Consider the following 19,240-nt stretch of genomic DNA (forward strand, 5'->3'; position numbering starts at 1 on the left):
CAAGTACCTGGAAAAAGAGAGATGAGCAGAAGCAAGCGAGTACGTGATCGAACTCCATGATCCAACCCCCGCCCTTGGAAAGAGGAAGGACCATGAAACAGAGCCCGTTTTAACCGGAGACCTGGGTGCCCGGAAACTCCTTATGATATCCTCGAACCCGGTTTAGTCCCAATAAGATGTTCACTCCGGAAAACAACGTCATCGTTCCGTAACGCTGTCTAGCCATAGGTTTTTGGTAGGGAATAACTCTATATTAATAGATTTTGGGGGGGGAGTTCAAGTAAAAACCGTGGAGGAGGATGGGAAAATGTCTTTCCGGGCACCTCTGGGAAAATCTGGCGAGGGTAGGGAAGGGGACTCAGGGGCTATTCCCTCGATTTCTTCTCTCCATGGCGGGTGGATTCGGCCAGGCGCTCGATCAGTTTTTTTTCAAGTTCTGAAAGGACCTCTTTCATGTTCCGGCTGATCGAAACGGGACCCGAGCGATTCCATCCCTTCCTGAATGCTTCCTCTTTCTTCCGGTTGAATTCTTCAAGGCTTTCGGCCATGTCGCTCCAGAAAAGTAGTTTTTGGAGGATATGGCGTTCCGGGGCGTTCAGGTCGGTAGAGGTGTCTATGGAGCGACCGTTTTCCAGGCGAATGATCATGACAAGGAAATCTCCCGGTGAGAGTTGTTTCCCGAAGCGTCCCGATCCAATTCGGAAAGGTACTATTTTTTCTGAGACTTCTATCAGGACCGCCCGCAGATCCCGGAAAAATCGGCACCGCGGGCGGTTTCAGTAATATCTGGCGAAATCTCTTGCGATGAACATGAAAAAGGATTCTAGAAAAAGGCAGGGCTCCTATCGGGCTACTCGACCTTCGGCCTGGGCAACATCCCGGCTCTTTCCGCGATCTCCGGCACCTTGTGCTCCCATTCGATGGCCATGAGATGAACGCCTGCGATCCCTTCCATCTCCTTGAACTCCTCGATTTGTTCAATGGCGAACTTGATGCCCTCTTCGGCGACTTTTCCCTTCCCGGCGCCTCGAAGTCTTTGAATGAGGGATTCGGGCACATCCATACCCGGGACGGATTTGGCCATATACTGGGCCATACCGACACTCTTCATGGGCGTGATTCCTGCCAAGATATAACATTTCTCGTGGAGACCCATGTCCACGACGCGTTTCATGAATTCCCTGAATTTTTCCATGTTGTAGATACACTGGGTCTGAATGAAATCGGCCCCGGCGGCGATTTTCATGGCAAGGCGATGAACCCGGAATTCAAAGGGATCGGCGAAAGGATTGGAGGCCGCACCGATAAAGATTTTCGGTGGGACATCAATCTCCTCGTCGTTCATGAATTTCCCCTCATCACGCATTTTCTTGACCAGGGCGATCAATTGCATGGAGTCGATATCGTAAACGTTTTTCGCCTGGGGATGGTTCCCGAAGGTCTGATGATCCCCGGAAAGGCACAGCATGTTTCTGATCCCCAGGGCATATGCCCCGAGAATATCGCTCTGCATCGCCAGCCGGTTTCTATCCCGGCAGACCATCTGAAAATTGGGTTCGACGCCTTCCTTTATAAGTAGGGCGGAGGCGGCCCAACTGGACATCCGGACGACTGCGGTCTGATTGTCGGTAATGTTCACTGCATCGACCACACCCTTCAAGTGGGAAACCTTCTCTTTCAAGTGATCCACATTGGCGCCTTTCGGGGGCCCGCATTCCCCGGTGAAGGCGAAGTGTCCCGCTCTGAGCACTTTCTCGAGATTGCTTCCGGATTTAAGATCATTCATACACCAGTTCCTCCCTAACACTTCTGCGAGGGCCTCCGTCCCTGGCGGTGCGCCAGTCCTTAGCAGGCTTGATTTCCAGCAGATCACCCAAGCGGCCCTGCTCCATCTTTTTCCTGACAATCATGTCCCAAATACAATCCACTTCCTTGGAGATCTCACACTTGCCCCCGGCGGAGCCCCCACAGGGCCCGTTGAGAAGGCTCTTGGAGCATCGGGCCACGGGGCACATTCCATCAAAGTAGTGAATCACGCAGTTCCCACAGCCTGCACATCTCTCCGCCCAGATCCCGTGCTGAACGGCTCCACCGAAAAACGTCGTATTGACGGCCGGGAAGAATCGTTGTTCCGGGTATGCCTCCGAAAGAAACTGTGGGCCGACCCCGCATGCCATGGAAATTACGGCATCATACTCGCCGACCAGATCCTTCAGTTGGGCCACATATTCCGGGTCGCATTGCCTTTCAATGGTTTTCTCTTCTACCTCCAGGGGCCGTCCTTCCCGTTTTCTGGCGATCCTTAGGATAGAGGCAAGAATTCCGACCTCCTTGGCCCCCCCTACATTGCATACCGTTACGCATCCCTTGCAACCCACAATCAGTACCTTTTCAGACTCCTTAACCATATCGAGGATTTCATTGATCGGTTTTCGATCGGCGACTATCATTTCTCACCTCGTCATGCCGCAGCTTTTATTTTCAAAGGGCTGGGCCCAAGTTCCTTGATTCGATTCACCATTTCGGTAGCGATTTCCGCAAACCTTGTCCCTTCACCTGCCGAGAGATTGAACATCTCGATCCGCTCGGGTTCGATGCCAATCTCCTCAAGTGTCTTTTTTACATACTGGACCCGCTTCTTGGCCTTTATGTTTCCGTTAATGAAGTGGCATTCACCTTCAAGACACCCGGCAACGTAAACGCCGTCTGCACCATCCTCAATAGCCTTGAGAAGATGGATAATGTCCACCCTTCCCGTACAGGGCACTTGGATGACCTTGACATTGCTTGGATAGGAAAGTCGCATGGAACCTGCCAGGTCCGCAGCCGAGTAAGCTCAGTATTGGCAACAATAGGCCAGTATCTGGGGTTCGAATTCAGTCATGTTTCCTCCCTGCTCGCTGTATCGTTGTTTCTGGAAGTGTGTCAAGCGATTCGACGAGTATTTTTTAGATTACTAAAACTTGTTGAAAAAATGAAACGTCTTTCATGCTGCAAACGACCCAAGGTTAGTCCGTGTCCATCCATAAATGGCCAATTTCCGCAATCTCCGCGTCAGGCTCAAATTTTAATCCTCAAAATACTTCAATGTATTCCTGCGGTTAAAATTTTCGCCTTCCTTGACCTTGCACAAATTTTCTCATTTATGGATGGACACTAGTCCGCTGCAACCTGGAAAAGGGCATCGGTCTTGGCGATAATCTGTTCATCAGTAAAGTGCTGGAGGCTGATCGCCTTGCCGGGACATTCGGCTACGCAGGCACCGCAGCCCCTGCATTCCGCAGGATCAATGATTGCATATCCTTCCTCGCCGATTCTTGGAGCCCCATAAGGACATGTCCTTACGCAAGTCAAACACGCGGCGCAACGGTCGGAATTCACCGTCGCCACCACGCCCCCAACAAGGATTACCTCCTTTGAAAGGATGGTCATGGTCCGAGCCACGGCGGCCTTGGCCTGGGTGATGGTTTCGTCAATAGGTTTTGGGTAATGGGCCAGTCCCGCCATGAAAAGCCCCTCAGAGGCAAAATCCACGGGCCTGAGCTTCATGTGGGCCTCAATGAGAAATCCCTCACCATTGATCGGTACTTTAAATAATTCAAATAATTCTTTGTTTTCATTTGGTAAAATAGCTGCGGCAAGAATCAGAAGGTCTGGAGACAGAGAAACAGGACGGCCCAGTACATGGTCTCTGACCCTGAGGGAAAGGGCCCCCTTTCCATCGCTCGTTACCTCCGGTAATGCCTCGAGATCGTACCTGATGAAAAGGACTCCGTTTTCTCTTGCCTTTCGATACAGGTCCTCCCTGAAGCCGTAAGAACGAAGATCCCTATAAAGGATGTAGACATTCATTTCGGGATTTATTTTCTTGAGCTCCAGGGCGCTCTCCAGGCTGTGGGTGCAACACACCTTGCTGCAGTAAGGCCTTTCGGGAATCCTGGAACCGACGCATTGGATGAAGACCGCCGTCTTCGCCGCAGAGATCCGGCCGTCCCCCTTCATGATGGCTTCGTCAAGGTCCAGGTGTGTCAATACATTGGGGTGTTGGCCGTAAAGGTATTCAGCCGGTTTGTATTCTTTTCCACCTGTGGCCAGGATGGTTGAACCGTGTTCGATGATGGTGGTGGAACCCGAACCATTCCCGGAGATGAGGGTGGTGGTAAAATTACCGATGACGCCGGAGCTTTCCTTGACCTCCGTTTCCAGAAAGACCCGGATCCTGGGATGTTTTTCCACCTTTTGGATCAAGTCATTGAGGTATTTGGAGACTTCTTCGCCCCTCCAGGTCTTCCGGAGCCTTCTGGCAACCCCTCCAAGTTCGCCGGTCTTCTCAACCAGGTAGGCTTGGCAACCCTGTTCCGCCACGCCCAGGGCGGCTTCCATGCCGGCTACTCCTCCGCCCACGATTAATGCAGCAGGTTTGACTTCAAGCGTTACCTGCTGGAGCGGTTCGATCAATGTCGCCTTGGCTACGGCCATACGGACCAGATCCTTGGCCTTCTGGGTGGCTTTTTCCGGTTCGTTCATGTGAACCCAGGTGTTTTGGTCCCTGATGTTGGCCATCTCAAAAAGGTACTTGTTCAATCCCGCGTCCCGGATCGTTTCCTGGAAAAGGGGCTCATGGGTGCGGGGCGAACAGGAGGCCACCACGACGCGGTTGATCCCTTTTTCCTTAATGACCTCTTTCATCTTGTCCTGGGTGTCCTGGGAGCAGGTGAAGAGGTTATCCTCCACGTGGACCACATTCGGCAGGGTTTTGGCGTATTCCCTCACAGCGGCTACGTCGGCGATACCTCCGATGTTGATGCCGCAATTACACACAAAGACCCCGACCCGGGGTTCCTGTCCGGAGACATCGAGTTCCGGGGGCAGCTCCTTTGTCCGGGTCAGGGAGCCCCTTGCCTCGGCAAGGTCTTGCGTTGCCGCAGCGGCGGAGGCGGATGCCTCCATCACCGATTGGGGAATGTCTTTGGGGGCCTGGAAAACACCGCAAACATAGATCCCTTCGCGGCTCGTGGCCACAGGCGTGAAACTTCCGGTCTCGGCATAATGGTGATGATTCAGGGTGATACCCAGACGTTCCGCCAGTTCACCTATCTCTTCGAGGGGAGAGAGCCCGACGGAGAGCACGACCATATCGAAGACTTCCTCTTGGGGTTCCCCGTCTTCCGTAGCATATTGAATCTTGAGGTTGCCGTCCTCGACCGGCGTGATGGAGTGGATTCTGGATCGGATGAAACGGACGCCGCTCTCCTGTTCGGCCCGGTTGTAGTATTTTTCGAAATCCTTCCCATAGGTCCTCATGTCCATATAGAAGATGGCCGTATCCAGGGGACCGGGGCTGTGTTCCTTGGCGATCACCGCTTCCTTGATCGCGTACATACAACAGACAGCCGAGCAGTACCCGTGGTCACACCGATTGATATCCCGGGATCCCACGCACTGGAGCCACGCGATCTTTTGCGGTTCCTTGTGGTCCGAGGGTCTTACTAGGTGCCCCTCGAAAGGGCCCGATGCCGACAGGATCCGCTCGAATTCCAGGCTGGTGACCACATTGGGATGAGTTGCGTAGTTATAGGTCTCGTATTGTGTCGGATCGAAGGTCTTGAATCCGGGTGCCAGTACGATGGCTCCCACCTCGACGGTGTGTTCCCTTGGTTGCATGGAATGATCGACGGCCCCGGCCAGACAGGCGGAAACACATTGGTAACACTCGGAACAGATACCGCATTTCAGACAACGCAGGGCCTCGTTCCTTGCCTCTTCCTCGCTGAATCCGAGGGCCACTTCCTCGAAGTTGCCCTCCCTGTCTTTGACGGGCCTCACCCGCATGGGTGTTCTGGGGGAAAGGGCCTCTCCCTCAACATCGGGCTTCTCGTAGTTCCATTCGCGGGTCCTGCCTTCTGAAAGATCTTCACCGTTGAGGTAACGCCTGATGCTCTCTGCGGCCTCCTTTCCGCAGGCGACGGCTTCAACAACGGACTTGGGGCCATAGAGGGCGTCTCCCCCGGCAAAGACCCATTCGAGGGGGGTCTGCAGGGTCACGGGATCAGCATCCAATCCACCCCTGGGAGTCGTCCGGATGCCCTCCCTCTCGGCAAAGGAGAGGTCCGGGGCCTGTCCGATGGCAGTGATGACGGTTCCGGCCTCGAGGGTGATGAGGTCGGAATCATCATAGCGAGGATTAAATGCACCCTTTTCATCGAAGACCGCCGTACACCGCTTGAATTCAACGGCTGCGACTCGTCCGTCCTTCTCAATGAAACGCTTGGGACCGAAGCTGTTTACGATTTTTACACCTTCCTCCAGGGCCTCTTCGATCTCGTAGTCCCAGGCAGGCATCTCTTCCCGCTTCTCCAGGCAAACCAGTGTAATATCCTCCGCACCCAGCCTTTTGGCCGAAAGGGCCACGTCGATGGCAACGTTTCCACCACCGATCACGATGACTTTTTTGTTCAGCTGAATTTCCTGCTTGAGAGCCGTTTCCCTAAGAAATTCCACGCCCTCCAGGATTCCAGGAAGATCTTCACCCTCTACATTCAGTTTGCGGCTGAGATGAAGCCCGGTAGCCAAGAAGACAGCCTTGAATCCATCCTCCTTCAAGGTCTTCAGGGTGATATCTTCACCGAAACAGACTCCTGTTTTGATTTCCACCCCCAGGGACTCGATCACCTGGATTTCTGCAGCGATGATATCGCGGGGGAGGCGGTACTCAGGAATCCCTACGGCCATCATCCCTCCAGCCACCGGCAATTTTTCAAAAACCGTGACAGAAAACCCTTGCCGGGCCAAGGAATAGGCCGCGGTCAGCCCTGCTGGCCCCGCTCCGATAACGGCGATCTTTTCTTCTCTCGGCTCTTGAGCCTCGGGGATATAGCGGGTTTCCTCGGAAAGATCCAGATCCGCAATGAAACGGTGGAGATACTGGATGGCGACGGGTTCATCTACATCGTTCCTGGTGCAGGCCCCTTCGCAGGGATGATGGCACACACGACCGCAGATCGCGGGGAACGGATGATCCTCCTTGAACAGTTCCAGTGCCTCCCGGTATTTCCCCTGGTTGATCAACGCGATATAACCCTGGATGCTGACATGGGCAGGGCAGGTGGCCTTACAAGGGGCCGTTCCCCTCTTTTCGATGGCATAGGCGCTGGGCATGGCCTGGGGATAGAGCTTGTAAGCCGCTTTTCGGGTCCGGAGTCCCTCATCAAAGAGATTCGGGACCTCGATGGGGCAGGCCTTGGCGCACTCATCACACGCCGTGCACTTGGCTATATCCACGAATCGCGGTCGTTCGAGGAGCTTGACCTTGAAGCGGCCGGGTTCGCCAGAAACCTCCAGCACCTCCGTCATGGTCCACAGGTCAATATTCAAATGTCTCCCGCATTCCACCAGCTTCGGGGATATGATACACATGGAGCAGTCATTGGTGGGGAAGGTTTTGTCCAACTGGGCCATGACCCCACCGATAGCGGAATTTTTTTCCACCAGGTGAACGAGATATCCGGAATCCGCCAAATCCAGTGAAGCCTGGATGCCGGCGATACCGGCGCCTATGACCATAACCGATCCAGTTGGTGTATCCTTTTTCATGGAATTCATCGTCTCCTTACGGTTTCATTCCAAACAACTTGATTTTTTTGTGGATTTTTATCGATGAAACTCGTCTTACAGGCGTCGGTCCGAGGCAGGGCCGTAGTCCTATCCATAACATTTTCGATTCTACTGCTTTCCGGTTCGGGACCATATTAGGGTAGGGGAGTTGTCCCTCGGGAATAATACCTACCGGAAAAATATGAGAAACAGAACATGCCATATTCAAATCAGGGGTGTCAAGGGAAATAAAGGTCTGACGAACAAGGAGCATTTTCCAGCGGATGGAATCCCCCCTTTAACCGGAAAAGCCGATCATTTCCGCTAAGTTTTTCGTGAAGACGAAAGAAAAAGGGACGATTCTTTTTCCCCAAAAGCAGCAGGGGAGATATATGTCCCGGCTTTTTATAACGGAATGTGTTAAGATTAACCCGATTTATAACGATCCTAGGGAGTGCCCATCCATAAATAGGCAATTTTGTTCAAGGTCAAGGAAGGCGAAGATTTTAACCGCAGGAATACATTAAAGTATTTCGAGGATTAAAATCTGAGCCTGACGCAGCCTGTCCGCCGCTGTCTGGCGGGCTTGTCACGCCGTAGCCATAGCGAAGGCGGAAGATTGGGGAAAAGGGCCATTTATTATCCAATCATCGCCAAGATCGATCGAACTCGAAAAGGTTGAACGGGAATCCGGACCCTATTGTATGAGCTTTGAGCCGGATCTACATTCACTCTTACAATCGGTGAAGATGGTGGGCGTTTTGAATCCTCCGATCCTGCTGTCCAACGAGAGGGATCGTTATGATGTCGTGACCGGCTTCAGGAGACTCGAGGTCTTAAGGGAACTCAAACAAAAAAGGGCGCTTTGCGTGGTCCTACCTGATGGGGCCCGTTTTTCCCCACTTGATTGCTTCCGCATGGCGCTCTTTGAGAATCTGACGGTTAGGCGTTTCAACGAAGTTGAAAGATCCATGATACTAACAAGACTCCTATCCTGGGTGCCCCGGGATGAAGTCGTGTCTGGCTATATGCCTTTGCTGGGGCTTTCACCCCGTGAATCACTATTGGATTTTTATTTGTCGTTGGAGAGCTTTGAAAGGCCCATCCTGGTCCTCCTTTCTAAGGGTCTCCTTTCGATCCAAACGGCTCGCCAACTCTTTCGCTTCAATGAAAAAGATCGTTTAGCGGCGGCCAAGTGGATATCAAATTTAAAGTTAAACACGAATCAACAGGTCAAATTTATTGAATACATTGAAGATATTTCCATTAAACATCATATTTCTATATATGAGATTCTCGACAGGGAGCCTTTTGCAGGGCTGTTACAGGATGGTGCCCTGAAGAACATCCCTCAGCAGGCAAAAAGAGTCATGAGGCTTTTACGGGAAATGCGTTTTCCAAGGCTGTCACGGATTGAACGGTCTTTCAAGAAGAAACTTTCCCGGATCCCTCTACCCGAAGGTGTCAAGATAACGCCCCCATCCCATTTTGAAGCCAATGAATACAAGTTGGAAATAGGGTTTGAGGACCTGCAAACGTTGAAGCGAAAGATCAAGGAATTTCTCGCCAACGAGGAGACCCTGGAGGACATGGAAAGGGAGTTAAGGGAGGATCCATGAATCCAAAGGGCCGATTAAAACAGGTCATGATAGGGGAGGGGGCTGAAGGATATGAACTCACGGAAAAAATCCTTTATCGTTTGAGAGGCGAACCCGGGATCAAGGTTATACGGAACGGCGATCCATATCCAACAGGGAACAATACAACTTTCCCGGCGCAGGGCAAGGAAACCTTGAGGCTTGAAAGGTTTCCAGGGGAGATGTTCAAACCATGCCCGGGAACGATTCAGTATATCTGCTGTGGTTATTGGATTCTTCATGGTGCCACAAATTGCCCGATGGATTGCAGCTATTGTATTCTTCAATCCTATTTTGAAAAATCATCCCTATCCGTCTTTATCAACATTGAAAATGAATTGAATGAAATCTGCCGACAAATCGAGAACCATCCCAATAGGATTTTCAGGGTCGGTACCGGGGAGTTCGCCGACAGCCTGGCCCTAGATCCCCTCGTTGGGTGGACACAACTCCTTACCCCCAGGTTTTCACGCCTAAAAAACGCAGTTTTGGAGTTCAAAACAAAAACGGATCAAATCGCGGGATTGCTCTCTTCTCCTTACAGGGACAGAATTATCGTTTCCTGGTCCATGAACAGCCCGTTTATCGTTACGCGGGAGGAGGGCGGCACCTGTTCCCTTAGACGGAGGCTTGAAGCGGCCAAGAGATGCCAGCAAGAGGGTTACGTGATCGGATTCCATTTTGATCCGATAATAGAACATCATCGTTGGCGGGACGGTTACAAGAGGACCATTGAGATGATGGATAAGTATATCGATCCCAGGGGAGTAATCTGGATCAGCCTGGGCACCATGAGATATATGCCCTCCCTGAAATCCATCATCAGGGCACGACATCCTGGATCCCATGTGCTGGACGGAGAATTCATCCCTGGACTGGACGGAAAGATGCGCTATCTGAAAACCATCCGTATCGATATGTATGACTGGATGAAAAGGGAACTGGATCAGTGGAGCAGGGATCTGGGGGTCTACCTGTGCATGGAGAGCGATGAAGTCTGGAAAAGGAGCCTGGGTTGGAGCGTGAAAAATTCAGAGGGGCTCGCCCGATACCTGGATCAACGGGTAAAAATGTTCTTCCCTTGAGAGGTCGTCACTGGGAGAAAGAAACCCCGTTGCGCTTTGATATTGTATTGTTTCGCAGTGTATGGTAAAGAGGTTAAACTTGAAAAATTATGGAGGAAAAGATCACATGCTTAAGGAAAAGGTCGAAGCCGCCCTGGAAAAGGTGCGACCCTCATTGCAGGCGGATGGGGGAGACGTTCAGCTCGTGGACGTTGATGAAAACGGGGTGGTAAAGGTAAAATTGCAGGGCTCCTGTGCGGGGTGTCCGATGTCTCAGATGACCCTGAAAATGGGTATCGAGAAGATGCTCAAGCAGAATGTTCCTGAAGTCACGAGAGTTGAATCTGTTTAATTAAACAACGAAGAGACCTTTGAAAAACGTTTGATTTTGTTCATGGTCAAGCCTCCGACCCGGAGATAAAAACGAAAATGTTGACTACTTCGGCTTAGGATGCCAAGCGGGACAGGCAGCCATATATCGCAGTATTTCGAGGATCAAAATTCGTCCGCGTTTCACTTGGACTTCCCACACCTTTGGGCGGGCCCCGGTTTGACTATGACGCAGCCTGCCCGCCAGCTGTTTGGCGGGCTTGTCACGCCGTAGCCAACCGTGTAATGGAGACGGAAGACCGGGCAAAAGGGACGTATATTGCAAAGGTCTCAATGAAAAAAGGAACGATGGAGGAAAAAGTCTATGATGGAGATCAAAAAGATCGGTGTTGTCGGTGCCGGAACCATGGGGAACGGTATCGCCCAGGTGGCCGCCCAGAACGGTTATGATGTCATCATGCGGGATATCAAGGATGAATTCGTCGAAAGAGGCCTGAAAAATATCGAGAAATTTCTCACCAAGAGCGTTGAAAAAGGAAAGATCGAGGCATCGGAAAAGGACGCCGTCCTGTCCCGGATCAAGGGCACCACTGATATGAATGATCTTAAGGATTCAGACCTTGTGGTTGAAGTGGTCATAGAAGATCTTGAACTCAAAAAAAAGGTCTTCAAGGAACTGGATGAGCTGTGCCGACCCGAGGTCATCCTGGCGTCCAATACGTCATCCATGTCTATCACGGAAATCGCCGCTGCCACAAATCGCCCGGAAAAGGTATGCGGGATGCATTTCTTCAATCCCGTACCCCTCATGAAGCTCGTGGAGATAATCAGGGGCGTTGCAACGAGCGATGAAACGATCGCTGTCTGTACGGAGCTCGCCCAAAAGATGGGTAAAATCACGGTGGAGGTCAAAAAAGACTCCCCTGGGTTCATCGTGAACAGGTGCATGATTCCCCACATGATCGAGGCCATCAGGATCGTGGAGGAAGGCGTTGCCAGCATCGAGGATGTGGACACGGCGGTCAAAAACGGTCTCAATTATCCCATGGGACCCTTTGAATTGATGGACCTTACGGGAATTGACATCGCTTACTTTGTCACTGAATACTTTTTCAAGGAATTGAACAAGGAACTGAAATGGGCGGCTCCCACGCTCATGAAAAACATGATTCGTGCCAACAAGCTCGGCAGGAAAACCGGAGCAGGATGGTATGATTACGGAAAATAGTTGAGAGTTTCCATCTGAAGACAAAAAAGGCAGCCCTTTCGCTCATGATGGAGGGTTGCCTTTTTTATTGCAGAAACTCTTAAAACAAAAAATCGAGATTAGCGTGGAGGGTGAATATTGTTACTTATTCTTGTGACGCATCAATTTTCTCATTTTTCGATACTTGTGTTTCCGGATCTTTTTGCGGCGCTTCTTCACTACGCTTCCCATGCAGTATTCTACCTCCAGTTCGAATTCAAAACGCATTATATCTACCTTTCATCAGGTAACGTGTCAACCAAAAAAACAGGAGAAGGGATTGTGAAGCATCAAGGAGGGTGAAAAGACGAAAGAGGTCGGTTTGGGAAACCATGTTTTAGTTTACATAATATAAATTATCAGAATCAATCTCCCGAACTCCTGTTCCTCGCGTTTTTTGCGGCATAAAGCCTCTTATCCGCTTCGCCCACAAAATCCTTGATCGACATCTCCTCCTCGAACAAGGCGTAACCAACGCTTGCCATAATATCACCCTCGGCCTTGAAAGATTCCTTAATACGCTTAACGATTCCTTCGGCTACTGCCAAGTCGGCGCCAACCAGAATGATGGCGAACTCATCTCCTCCATATCGATATGCCGAATCCACTCCCTCACGGATACTTTGTTGGATCAGCCTCCCTACGCTCCTGAGAACCTCGTCTCCAGCAAGGTGGCCATGGGTGTCGTTGTAATCCTTGAAGTTGTCCAGGTCCAAGAGGATCAGGGACAAGGGGAATTTTTGCCTCTTTGCCCGCACCATTTCGTCTTTGAGGCGGTCGTAAAAATGCCGCTGGTTGAACAATCCAGTCAGGGAATCCGTAATGGAGAGCCGGTTGAGCTCTCTCCTGAGGTTCCTCTCGTTAAGAATACGCCTGATCTTGGCTTCCAGTTCTTCGAGATCAAAAGGCTTTTTTATAAAATCACTCGCCCCAGCATTAATTACGTCCACATATTTGTATCCTTCTGAATACCCTGTCATTGCAATTATGCTGATATCCGGGTGGGTCCCGGAAACCCGCTTGATCAGTTCCATCCCATCCATTTCGGGCATCTTCATGTCCGTAAGGAGAAAGGTGAAGTCGTTGTTTTCCAAAGAGTCGAGTGCCTCCGGGCCGCTGGAGACCGAGGCCACAGAAAAGCCGAGGGCTTTCAGCAGGTCGGTAAAGACCTCCCTGAGGACCGCATCATCGTCCACGATCAATATGGATTCTTGCGAGTAATCGAAGTCCTGTTTCATGATTCAACCAAAGGGAAAAGTCTCCCCCATCAATGAAGGGAGGTTTTTCGCGTGGGGTCTGATAATCATTTCGTAACAAGCGCCCCACGAAGAGAATTGACGAACGCTTTTTCAATCAAAACTTTTACAATGTCTCCCAAGATATTGGATAAACAAGAAAAATTTACAACTTTATTAGTGTCTGTTCGCCCTGTCCACTGATCCCCTTTTTTGCTGGGGCCCTCTACTAGTACTTCAACACTTTGTCCCTCGAGTTCCCTGTTTTTTGAAAGGGTGATCTCCCGTTGAAGGGACTGAAGGATCGAAAGGCGGCTGGACTTCGTTTCCTCGTCCAGTTTGCCGTCCATACGTTCCGCGGCCGTACCCTTTCGGTCAGAGTATTTAAATGAAAAAAGATTATCAAATCGTATTTTTTGCATGAGATCAAGTGTCAATTCGAAATCCCGGTCGGTTTCCCCGGGAAAACCGACGATCATGTCACTCGTTATCGCTATGGCGGGGCGGGTTTCCCGCAAACGGCTGACGAGTTCCATATAGTGTTCCCGAGAATAATGTCGGTTCATTCTCTTCAACACGGCATTGGAACCCGATTGAACCGGAAGATGGATATGGGGGCATAGGTTTGGAATCTCGGCAAAGCATCTAATCAGATCATCCGAGAGGTCTTTTGGGTGAGATGTGGTGAATCGAAGACGCACGATGCCTTCAACCCGACTCAATCTCCTGAGCAAAGCAGGAAAATCAATGGTTCCCGCGTCCTCGACCGACCGATAAGAATTCACATTCTGTCCCAACAAGGTGATTTCTTTGATTCCTTGGGAAACCAAATTTTCGGCTTCCGCGAGAATGTCCCGAGTCTGCCGGCTTATCTCCCTGCCCCGGACATAGGGAACGATACAATAGCTGCAGAAATTGTCGCACCCCTGCATGATCGTTATGAATCCCTTGACCCTTCCGCGGAAGTAGTCTTTTTTCGAAAGAGGTGGAATCGGGTCAGGGCGAAGTTCAGTAGCCGATACCCTCCTCCCCTCTGAGTAAACGAGATTAAGGATTTCACCGAATCTTTCAATTTCACCCGTTCCCAGCACGAGGTCAAGCTCGGGGAATCTCTTCAGCAGCCTCTCGCCTTCCTTCTGGGCAATGCACCCCACCATGGCGATCTTGACATGGGGTTTCCGCTTCTTGAGGGCTATTATTCGGCCGAGCAGGCTGAATGCCTTTTGTTCCGCTTTGGCCCTAACGGCACACGTGTTGATGAGAACGAGATCGGCACGGGCGGGATTATCGGTCGGGTAAAACCCGGAATCCAGGAGGAGTTGACCCAGATAGTCCGAGTCGTATTCGTTCATTTGGCAGCCCATGGTGGCGATATGATAATACCCAAGCAAGGTTCAGAATGCCCCTCTACAACCAATTGAAATTATTTAGTGTCCATCCATAAATAGGCAATTTTATTCAAAGTCAAGGAAGGCGAAGATTTTAACCACAGGAATACATTGAAGTATTTCGAGGATTAAAATCTGAGCCTGACGCAGCTTGTCACGCCGTAGCCATAGCGAAGGCGGAAGATTGGAGAAAAGGGCCATTTATGGATGGGCACTATTTATTTTACAGCCATAAAACAGATTGCGCTATTTGAATCTCCAGGAATATTCCCTCTCCCCCACACTACAAAAGCAAAATTATTCAGGCTCAGGGCTCTTGTGTCCAGGTGAATCGATACTTTTTAATTGAAGCCCTTCCCTTCCGGAAAGATCTTCAACCAGACGTCCGATAAGATATTCACATCCCGGAGCTATCAGTATTTCGAGTAAAGCTTCTTGAGGGTCAATGGTCCTGACGACGGCTGCTCCGTCATAGGATTCGATGGTGTAGCGGATATAGTGGATGTCCTTCCGGTCGACCCGGTAGTATCGTCTAACCGTTTCCATCATGGTTTTTGTAAGTGGCACCACCCCACATGAGTTTGGCCCTTAGGATCTCAAAGTAGGTTTGATCGGGTGACTTGAGCAAGCGAATCCTTTTATTGGACGCATGGATCATTACCTTGTCCCCGTATTTCAAATCAAACCCCACCTGTCCGTCAAAGGTAATGGTCACCTTTTCTTCCCTGGCCTTTCGCATGGTGATGCAGACCGTATCGGAATCAGGAAGAATTATCGGGCGGTTGGTCAGCGTAAAGGGGCAGATGGGCGTTAGGATAAGGTTGGACATCGTGGGGTAGAGAATCGGTCCACCCGCAGCCAGGTTATAGGCCGTGGAACCGGTGGGGGTTGAGATAATCAATCCGTCGGATCGAAAAGCGGTCAGGAACTGATCATTGATGTAAACATCCAGGTCAAGGATTCTTGCCAGAGCACCCTTGTTGATCACCACATCGTTCAAGACGAGGAAGCTGCCTATATTCTGTCCCCCCCTGACCACCCGGGTTTCCAGCATGAGCCGGCTTTCCTCATCAAGTTGGCCTTTGAGCATCATCTCAACTACCGGATAAAGCCTTTTTAAGGGCACCTCGGTGAGAAATCCCAGCCCTCCAAGATTCACTCCCAAGATGGGCATCCCGAATTTTCCCACCTTTCGGGCGGCTCCAAGAAGGGTACCGTCTCCCCCAAGGACGACCACCCATCCCACATTTGAGGGAATTTTCGATACCCGTTCATGGTATTGTGTTGCGGAACGAGAACCTTCGTTTTGCTCCGCGTTCATGGAATCCATGAAGACTTCGTAATTTCTTGCCTCAAGCCACTCTTTGAGCTTGTGGGCCTCGATTCTTGCAGGCTCATGGTTGTGTTTGAAAAAAATGCCGACAGTACGAGCTTTCATAATGGTCTTTTCCGGGTTTTTAACATCAATGAAGTTCACTTTTGATTGCAGAAAAAACGAATGAAAAACGGGTCCTTATTTGCAAAGGACGGTTTTTTCAACGACCCGCCACTCATGAAGAGAATCTTTACTGGTATCTACCTGGAAAAAATGAATCTCAAGCCCTGGATAATCCCTTACGATTTCCTTGAGATCCACTTTCTCATACCGCCTTTTATTATTGTGATAGGCTTCTTCACTTATTGCATTCGATTCGTAATGGCCCTTGCTTCTCTGCCGAATCCTTCTGAGACAAACCTCATCAGGACAAAGGATCTCCTGAATAAAAAAATTTTTTCCGTATTTCGCAGCGATCTCAGCCGCCCTTTTCCTGAGCGCTTGGGAGACGAAAGTGGCGTCTAGGATAACATCCTCCCCTTTGGCACACAATTGATCGGTCAGCCTGAACATCTCATCATATACCTGATACCTCTTGCCCATGTCCGAGGCCACCCTTTCGTCAAATACGTCTTCATTTCTCAAGATCTCCAGCCGGAGAAGATCCGACCTCAAGATTCTAAACCCCGTGATCCTTGCGACCTGTTCGCTCGTTTTCGTCTTCCCCGAGGCGGGCAACCCGCAAGTAATATACAAGACATTTGAAGTTAATTCATTTTGAATAAAGTGTAAGAAGGGCTCATTCATTTCCAAAATACGTCCCCACTAGGAAAAAATCAGGCACCGCTTTCCTCCGGCTCGATGGAACAACCCGGATTCGGGAGCGGCCGCAGAGCCTTTATAAAGATAAAAACAGGTTAGTCGACATAAGATCGAGCCAATTCAAAGTACCGTGAGGCCTCGCGGATCGCCCTGGTCTTCTCCCCTTCGGGGATATTCGGATCATCGAGCCTGAAACTGTTCACCTTTCCGCGTACATAGGCCCGATATACCTTGTAGAAGGTGAGCAATTCCATCATTTCGGAATCTCCCGTCTCCTCTGCATACAGGGACCACAGGCGGTCCGCGACCTCCTTGCCACCGTGGAATTCAAGATCCATCAGCAGAAAGGCAATGTCGGCGATTGTGTCACTATAGCGGAAACGGTCATTGAACTCGATGCAGTCGATTACGGACACCTTGTCGGTGAGACATACGTGTTCCATGTGTAGATCCCCGTGGCAATCCCTTATTTTTTGCATGGAGATTCTTTCACGGAATAGAGATTCTTTGTTCTTTAAAAAGAGGTCCGTCCATCTACTTAGATGCCTGTAATCCTTTTCTTTTATTGTGATATCAATGTATTTTTCAGTCTGCTCGAAGTTTTCCTCTGTATTGATCCGAAAGGCATCCGGCTCTCCAAAATGATCGATCTCCGGGGATCGCTCAGCGTTCAGGTGAAAGGTCGACAATTTCAAGGAGATCTTTCTCAAGTGTTCTTCCGTCAATTCACCTCTTTGAAAGAGGGATTTCATGAGACGATCCTGGGGAATCCTCCGCATCTTTACGGCGTAATCCACGATCTCACCGCCCGTGTGGTTCATACCGATCCTGTGCACCTTCCCGTCAAAGATGACGGGCAGAACGCCGAGATAGATATCTTCGGCCAATCGACTGTTCAACTTGACTTCCTGGTGGCAGTAAAATTTTCTCTTCTCAAGATCCGTGAAGTCCAAGAATCCGAAATCAACGGGCTTTTTGATTTTGTAAACGAAATTATCCGCAACCAGTACCATTGAGATATGGGTCTGAATCAACCGGACTTCCTTCGTAATATCGGGCAGTGAAGAGGGTTCCAGCAGGTCTTTGATCATGTTCGCCATTTCTTTGGATATCTCCTTTTCCAGATTCCAGGTTCCCGGGGAAGCAAAGGCTCAGCATGTGGGTGCGAAAATCCCTGGGAGCGTACCTCCCCCTGAAACAGTCAGCTGGTTTCCATCCATAAATGGCCTTTTTGCACAATCTCTGCGTCAATCTGCGGGATTCCTTGTTCCCGCCTCTCTTGTAGGGCGGGACGCGTAATCCCTTAATTTGTCCGCGCGAAGCGACGACTCCCCACCCTTTGGGTGGGTCCCCGGTTTCCTTGATCTTGCACAAAAATTCTCATTTCTGGATTGGAAACTCGCCAGTGCCTAAAATTTATTTTATGGATGGGCACCAGCTAATGTTGTTTCCTCATCCCAAAGAGGCAGGCTCCTCTCAATTCAACGAAATCGGCCCTTCCTATTATCCTTTCGGTCGTTTGTCAAGGAAGATCCCCCTTGCGGCAAAATGATACTATTTGCCATCAAGAAATTATACGCGAAAATTTGGAGCCCCTCTTAAAAACAGCTGCCGGGAACAGCATTTCAATTTTAGATATTTTATGATAACAAATTTTCATTATTCGGTCTCAAGAGGCTCGTTAAACACATCCTTGGAACGATTGAACGTTTCATCATCCGGAGGGAGGATCCTTCCCATGCAGCGGGAAATTGTGGCGGCAACCGAATACCTTTCTTCACGTCTTTCCGTGAGTCCCCGGATCGGCATGATTACCGGTACGGGATTAGGTGACCTTACCGGGAAAATTTCTGTTGAAAACAGGATCCCTTACGAGGAGATTCCCCACTTCCCTGTTTCCACGATTCCAGGACACAAGGGAAATCTGGTCGCGGGGACCCTCCTGGGAAAAAGGATACTGGCTATGGAGGGACGCTTTCATCTTTATGAAGGCTATTCCCCCCAACAGATCACCTTTCCCATAAGGGTGATGTCGAAGCTCGGTGTCGATACCCTTCTCATATCCAGTGCAGCCGGCGGATTGAATCCACGATTTCGGCCGGGAGACATCATGGTCGTAACGGATCACATCAACCTGACGGGGCAAAATCCCCTGGTTGGACCAAATCTTGAGGAATTCGGCCCCCGTTTTCCTGATATGTCCTGTGTCTATCCTGAAGAGTACCTCGCCCTGGCAAGGGAAAAGGCCCTCGAATTGGGAATACTGCTGTGGGAAGGGGTCTATGTCGCCATCACCGGTCCGAGCCTGGAAACCCCAGCGGAAACGCGTTTTCTCAGGATGATCGGGGCGGACGCGGTCGGTATGTCTACGGTTCCGGAGGTGATTGTAGCCGTTCATTGCGGAATGAAGGTTATGGCCATTGTAGCTATTACAAACCTCAATCTGCCTGATTGTATGGAAAGCACCTCCATCGAGGAAGTCATTTCCAATGCAAAAAAGGCGGGAGGAAAATTGGCGGACCTGTGGGCGACCATTATTGAAGAATTGCCCGAAAAAAACCCCTGAAAATCGCTTGACATTGAAACCAAAACATCCACGACCGTAAAAGG

General features: G+C 50.3%; 17 protein-coding genes. 5 read left to right on the forward strand and 12 right to left on the reverse strand.

Annotated elements, in window-relative coordinates:
* Nucleotides 1-365: 365 nt before the first annotated feature.
* The 5 genes from JRF57_05095 to JRF57_05115 form a co-directional block, all read right to left on the reverse strand.
* On the reverse strand, nt 366-647 hold the full coding sequence (locus JRF57_05095; protein MBW2303071.1) for a hypothetical protein: 282 nt from the start codon (nt 645-647) through the stop codon (nt 366-368).
* A gap of 203 nt (nt 648-850) precedes the next feature.
* Nucleotides 851-1,786 (reverse strand): methylenetetrahydrofolate reductase, encoded by a 936-nt coding sequence (locus tag JRF57_05100; GenBank protein MBW2303072.1) that lies wholly within the window; start codon nt 1,784-1,786, stop codon nt 851-853.
* On the reverse strand, nt 1,779-2,450 hold the full coding sequence (locus JRF57_05105; protein ID MBW2303073.1) for a methylenetetrahydrofolate reductase C-terminal domain-containing protein: 672 nt from the start codon (nt 2,448-2,450) through the stop codon (nt 1,779-1,781). Before JRF57_05105 ends, JRF57_05100 begins: the two co-directional genes overlap by 8 nt.
* Nucleotides 2,451-2,461: 11 nt before the next feature.
* Nucleotides 2,462-2,884 carry a hydrogenase iron-sulfur subunit gene (locus tag JRF57_05110; protein ID MBW2303074.1) on the reverse strand — a complete coding sequence of 141 codons (423 nt, stop codon included), beginning with the start codon at nt 2,882-2,884 and terminating at the stop codon, nt 2,462-2,464.
* Between the two features lie 272 nt (nt 2,885-3,156).
* Complete coding sequence (locus tag JRF57_05115; protein MBW2303075.1) at nt 3,157-7,602, reverse strand: FAD-dependent oxidoreductase; 4,446 nt, start codon at nt 7,600-7,602, stop codon at nt 3,157-3,159.
* Nucleotides 7,603-8,297: 695 nt separating this feature from the next.
* On the opposite strand from JRF57_05115, the gene JRF57_05120 reads away from it, so the two are divergent.
* The 4 genes from JRF57_05120 to JRF57_05135 all read left to right on the forward strand — a co-directional run bounded on the left by JRF57_05120 (nt 8,298) and on the right by JRF57_05135 (nt 11,852).
* Nucleotides 8,298-9,212 carry a ParB N-terminal domain-containing protein gene (locus tag JRF57_05120; protein ID MBW2303076.1) on the forward strand — a complete coding sequence of 305 codons (915 nt, stop codon included), beginning with the start codon at nt 8,298-8,300 and terminating at the stop codon, nt 9,210-9,212.
* On the forward strand, nt 9,209-10,315 hold the full coding sequence (locus JRF57_05125) for a DNA photolyase (GenBank protein ID MBW2303077.1): 1,107 nt from the start codon (nt 9,209-9,211) through the stop codon (nt 10,313-10,315). Before JRF57_05120 ends, JRF57_05125 begins: the two co-directional genes overlap by 4 nt.
* A gap of 106 nt (nt 10,316-10,421) precedes the next feature.
* Complete coding sequence (locus JRF57_05130; protein ID MBW2303078.1) at nt 10,422-10,646, forward strand: NifU family protein; 225 nt, start codon at nt 10,422-10,424, stop codon at nt 10,644-10,646.
* Between the two features lie 345 nt (nt 10,647-10,991).
* Entirely contained in the window at nt 10,992-11,852 is an 861-nt protein-coding gene (locus tag JRF57_05135; GenBank protein ID MBW2303079.1) for a 3-hydroxyacyl-CoA dehydrogenase family protein, read from the forward strand.
* A 120-nt stretch (nt 11,853-11,972) separates the two neighbouring features.
* On the opposite strand, the gene JRF57_05140 is transcribed toward JRF57_05135, so the two are convergent.
* The 7 genes from JRF57_05140 to JRF57_05170 form a co-directional block, all read right to left on the reverse strand.
* Nucleotides 11,973-12,062, reverse strand: coding sequence for an AURKAIP1/COX24 domain-containing protein (locus tag JRF57_05140; GenBank protein ID MBW2303080.1), 90 nt, complete (start codon nt 12,060-12,062; stop codon nt 11,973-11,975).
* 173 nt (nt 12,063-12,235) lie between these two features.
* Entirely contained in the window at nt 12,236-13,108 is an 873-nt protein-coding gene (locus JRF57_05145) for a diguanylate cyclase (protein MBW2303081.1), read from the reverse strand.
* A gap of 65 nt (nt 13,109-13,173) precedes the next feature.
* Complete coding sequence (gene miaB, locus JRF57_05150; GenBank protein ID MBW2303082.1) at nt 13,174-14,469, reverse strand: tRNA (N6-isopentenyl adenosine(37)-C2)-methylthiotransferase MiaB; 1,296 nt, start codon at nt 14,467-14,469, stop codon at nt 13,174-13,176.
* A gap of 321 nt (nt 14,470-14,790) precedes the next feature.
* Nucleotides 14,791-15,042, reverse strand: a complete 252-nt coding sequence (locus JRF57_05155; protein MBW2303083.1) for a DUF4911 domain-containing protein — start codon at nt 15,040-15,042, stop codon at nt 14,791-14,793.
* The gene (locus JRF57_05160; protein MBW2303084.1) at nt 15,026-15,931 is read right to left on the reverse strand and encodes an NAD(+)/NADH kinase; all 906 of its coding nucleotides are present in this window, start codon (nt 15,929-15,931) and stop codon (nt 15,026-15,028) included. Before JRF57_05160 ends, JRF57_05155 begins: the two co-directional genes overlap by 17 nt.
* Nucleotides 15,932-16,006: 75 nt before the next feature.
* Entirely contained in the window at nt 16,007-16,564 is a 558-nt protein-coding gene (locus JRF57_05165; protein ID MBW2303085.1) for an ATP-binding protein, read from the reverse strand.
* A 161-nt stretch (nt 16,565-16,725) separates the two neighbouring features.
* Nucleotides 16,726-17,730, reverse strand: a complete 1,005-nt coding sequence (locus tag JRF57_05170; GenBank protein MBW2303086.1) for a phosphotransferase — start codon at nt 17,728-17,730, stop codon at nt 16,726-16,728.
* 638 nt (nt 17,731-18,368) lie between these two features.
* Between JRF57_05170 and JRF57_05175 the strand changes: the two genes are divergently transcribed.
* Entirely contained in the window at nt 18,369-19,196 is an 828-nt protein-coding gene (locus tag JRF57_05175; protein MBW2303087.1) for a purine-nucleoside phosphorylase, read from the forward strand.
* The last annotated feature ends 44 nt before the right edge of the window (nt 19,197-19,240 follow it).

The organism is Deltaproteobacteria bacterium (assembly GCA_019310525.1).
GTDB lineage: Bacteria > Desulfobacterota > DSM-4660 > Desulfatiglandales > HGW-15 > JAFDEE01.

What these genes read in the sequence shown, in the direction of transcription:
- JRF57_05170 (MBW2303086.1), bottom strand. Translation starts at nt 17,730, where the DNA reads ATGGCGAACATGATCAAAGACCTGCTGGAACCCTCTTCACTGCCCGAT.
- JRF57_05145 (MBW2303081.1), bottom strand. Translation starts at nt 13,108, where the DNA reads ATGAAACAGGACTTCGATTACTCGCAAGAATCCATATTGATCGTGGAC.
- JRF57_05140 (MBW2303080.1), bottom strand. Translation starts at nt 12,062, where the DNA reads ATGGGAAGCGTAGTGAAGAAGCGCCGCAAAAAGATCCGGAAACACAAG.
- JRF57_05160 (MBW2303084.1), bottom strand. Translation starts at nt 15,931, where the DNA reads ATGAAAGCTCGTACTGTCGGCATTTTTTTCAAACACAACCATGAGCCT.
- JRF57_05120 (MBW2303076.1), top strand. Translation starts at nt 8,298, where the DNA reads ATGAGCTTTGAGCCGGATCTACATTCACTCTTACAATCGGTGAAGATG.
- JRF57_05155 (MBW2303083.1), bottom strand. Translation starts at nt 15,042, where the DNA reads ATGATGGAAACGGTTAGACGATACTACCGGGTCGACCGGAAGGACATC.
- JRF57_05105 (MBW2303073.1), bottom strand. Translation starts at nt 2,450, where the DNA reads ATGATAGTCGCCGATCGAAAACCGATCAATGAAATCCTCGATATGGTT.
- JRF57_05130 (MBW2303078.1), top strand. Translation starts at nt 10,422, where the DNA reads ATGCTTAAGGAAAAGGTCGAAGCCGCCCTGGAAAAGGTGCGACCCTCA.
- JRF57_05095 (MBW2303071.1), bottom strand. Translation starts at nt 647, where the DNA reads ATGATCATTCGCCTGGAAAACGGTCGCTCCATAGACACCTCTACCGAC.
- JRF57_05115 (MBW2303075.1), bottom strand. Translation starts at nt 7,602, where the DNA reads ATGAATTCCATGAAAAAGGATACACCAACTGGATCGGTTATGGTCATA.
- miaB (MBW2303082.1), bottom strand. Translation starts at nt 14,469, where the DNA reads ATGGGCTGCCAAATGAACGAATACGACTCGGACTATCTGGGTCAACTC.
- JRF57_05135 (MBW2303079.1), top strand. Translation starts at nt 10,992, where the DNA reads ATGGAGATCAAAAAGATCGGTGTTGTCGGTGCCGGAACCATGGGGAAC.
- JRF57_05125 (MBW2303077.1), top strand. Translation starts at nt 9,209, where the DNA reads ATGAATCCAAAGGGCCGATTAAAACAGGTCATGATAGGGGAGGGGGCT.
- JRF57_05175 (MBW2303087.1), top strand. Translation starts at nt 18,369, where the DNA reads ATGCAGCGGGAAATTGTGGCGGCAACCGAATACCTTTCTTCACGTCTT.
- JRF57_05100 (MBW2303072.1), bottom strand. Translation starts at nt 1,786, where the DNA reads ATGAATGATCTTAAATCCGGAAGCAATCTCGAGAAAGTGCTCAGAGCG.